2 protein-coding genes are annotated in these 3154 nt (G+C 55.4%); both read right to left on the bottom strand.

All coding sequences use genetic code 11. The annotated features are described in order from the left end of the window. Positions 1-1815, bottom strand: a 1815-nt coding sequence (locus tag ABY948_RS11815) for a sensor histidine kinase (protein ID WP_461482735.1), incomplete at its 3' end; no start/stop codon positions are given. Positions 1816-1828: 13 nt separating this feature from the next. Further along, on the bottom strand, positions 1829-2974 hold the full coding sequence (gene nosP, locus ABY948_RS11810) for a nitric oxide-sensing protein NosP (RefSeq protein WP_461482734.1): 1146 nt from the start codon (positions 2972-2974) through the stop codon (positions 1829-1831). Positions 2975-3154: the final 180 nt, after the last annotated feature.

Genomic DNA, 3154 nt, shown 5'->3' with positions numbered 1-3154 from the left:
GGCCTGCTCGCGGAACTCATTGGCCAGGTTCTCCAGCATCAAGGCACTGTCAAAAGAGGCCGGGTCCGGCTGGACAACCCCGGCATCCAGCTTGGAGATATCGATCAGGGTACCGACCAGGCTCTCCACATCGGTCATGGAATAATTCAGCGATTCCACCAGCTTCAATGTCTCCGCTGTCAGGGGGTATTCCTGCAGGGCGCTGGCAAAGAGTTTCGCGGCACTCATGGGTTGCAGCAGATCGTGGCTGACCGCCGCCAGAAACTTGGTCTTGGTGATATTGGCCTGTTCCGCCTCGCGTTTGGCATCCACCAGCCGGGTTTCCGCCTCCTTGCGTTCGGCGACTTCCAGGCGCAGCTGCTGGTTGAGTTCCGTCAGCTCCCTGGTGCGCTCCAGCACCCGCTTCTCCATGTGCCGGTAGGCCTGGTTGAGTGCTTCCGAGGTTCGGCGCTGTTGGGTGACATCCTGTTCCAGCGCAAAAAAGCCGATCACCTCCTCGTTGCCGCCAAAATTGGGCACATAGGTTTTTTGCACATACTTTTTACCACTGGGCAGTTCCTGTTCCAGTTCAAAAATAACCCGCTGCCCGCCCAGTGTCCGATTCAGGTATTCACGGTGGCGATTGAATTCCTCCCGGCCCAGCAATTGCTCCATGGGCATATGGTCAATTTCGTCGCGGGATTGCCGGAACCACTCTTCAAAGGCCCGGTTGGTGAACGAATAATTCAGCTCTTTGTCGATGTAGGAAATCAGCGCCGGCATCGCATCGGTAATCAGGCGAATGCGGTGTTCACTGGCCTTCAGTGCCGCCTCATACTGCCGCCTTTCGGTAATATCCGTATAGGTAATCACCAGGGCGCCGCTGCCGGGGAGATAGCTTTGAATTTCGAGGATGGTGCCATTGTCGAGCTTCTGCTCGATGCAGACATTGGACTGTTGCAGGTTTAACCAACCCTGATAAAACCGGCCGATTCCAGTCGACCTCATGATCCGGAAGAATTCCACACCCGGCTGGGCCAGCTCCGATGACATGCCGGAAAGGGACACAAATTGTGCATTCCAGGCCTCCAGTTTGTGGTCGCTGTTGAACAGCGCAACACCCTGGGACAGGTGGTCCAGGGTTGACTGCAACACCCGGGATTTCTCGGCCAGCGCCTGCTCGCGCTTGGCCTCTTCACTGCGCTTGATCGCCGTGATATCGGTGAAGATGATCACCAGCCCGCCCTCACGGGACGGTCGCTCTGTAGCCTGTATCCAGCGACCGCTGCTCAACCTGAAGACACCCAGGGTGGAAATATCACTGCGACTGGTGAGCTTTTCCGATTGCGGCATGGAGGAGTCAATGATCCCGGACTTGAGAAGATCCTGTTGCATGGCCGCCATGGACATGCCTGTCTCGAAATGGAGTCCGGCGCTCCCCCAGAGCTTATAAAAAGCCGTATTCGCCAGGGTGAAAATCCGTTGCTGGTCAAACAAGGCAAAGGCATCGGAAATACTTTCAATCGCATCAATCAGCAGTTGGTGCTTATTCTCTGCTTCATTTTTTGCCTGGTGGAGATCCTCGTTGACCCGTTCCAGATTACTCAGCGCCTGCTGTAACTGCTGGGTCCGCTGCTTGACCTTCTCCGCCAGGATCACGGCACTTTCAAAGGTGGTATAGGCGCCGTTATCGTTGCCCAGGCCGCGCTCGATACGCTCCACCAGCACCCGGTTAATTTTTTTTAATTTTTCATTTTCGTAGGCGAGTATCTCGTACTCGGAAAGCGCTGCCCCCGCCGCCGTGTTGCCACTGGTCATACCGTCACCGATCCGCATCCTGTTGCCGCCACTAAGCCTGTGGCATCCCTATGGCCACACCCGAGAAGGTTTGATTGACGTGCTGGGCATTGAACTGTTCGCCGTAGGTATAGAAACCGATCACGTTGAACTCCCTCAACAAACCCGAAATCACAGTATGGATCTGCAATTCATCAATTTCCAGTTGGCGAAAGATACACTCGCAGCCGATGATAAGTTGCGGGCTGCCCACCTGTTTTTTCAAATACTCCAGGGTGGTGCGCAGATGTTCGACAATATCGCCCCGCCGCCCCGTGGACAGCACCACACCTTCATCAATGGCACAGAACAAGGTCAGGCTCAGGTCATCGTTGACCCTTTGTACGGCCCGGATATGGAACTGGTCGTGCAGTTTGACGCCGATGGGGTAGAGGGCGAAGGTGGTCAGGCTCAACTCATCCAGCGGCACGCCGACGGCCTGGGCATATTCCAGTGCGGCGGGCTCGGCATTCAGTTCATGGACAATCCGGGCGGCGGCGTCTGCCGCAGTAACCACCAGTTTATTATCCTCCGGCGTGAGGTGGTGGGTGGAAAACACCTCAAACGGACAGCTGGTATTGACCAGGATAATCACCGCGGCATTGCGGTAAAAGCGGTCGCCAAAAAATACATGGGTATCTTTGAAAAACAGGTCGTCTCCGGCCGAGCCGCCGACCAGGGGGATATCTCCCAGCGAGTCGCTCAGGCTCTTCAGCACCAGCTCCTCGCGAATGGACAATCCGTCCAGCAGGGAAAACGCGAAACTGTGGCTCTCCACCGGCATAAAGGCCTTGCTGCGGAAAGCCTGCATCACCTCACTCAGTAATATCTTGGTGTCGGAAAATGAAAAGTGATGGAGGTTCTCGATTAATGCCGCCTCGACCGCAAAGGACGATTTGGGCAGGCTGAAACCGGTGATACTGCCCTTGCCGGTTCCCAGCGGCGTAATTTCCCCCGCAGTGGTACAGCCGATCAGCATGATGTCGCCAAACTGGTTTTTGAGCGCCCGGGCCAGCGCCGGCAGATCGTATTCCACCGAGCAGAAGAAAATGACCGACTCCATGTCTTCCTGGTAAAGCCCGTCAAAAAGCTCTCTTGCGGCTTCAACCGGATCCCGACTTTGCGAATAATGTCGAAGAATAGGGCTGGCGTTACTCATGGTGTCTGATCCGCTTAAGCACTGATGGCTGTTGTGACGGCCTACCTCAGGGCCTCAAATACCGCACAGGTTAGCGTCATCTATTTATTGGGTCTCACTAAGACCATAGATCATCCAGGGTAGTTCTACTGCCGTGCCAACAGGCCGGAAATGACGTCAATCCTTGTCCAGAACAAAAGG

Origin of the sequence: Porticoccus sp., assembly GCF_041592135.1 — a bacterium.
GTDB lineage: Bacteria > Pseudomonadota > Gammaproteobacteria > Pseudomonadales > Porticoccaceae > Porticoccus.
The sequence above is the reverse complement of the archived record's forward strand: the minus strand, read 5'-3'. Positions and strand labels throughout refer to the sequence as shown.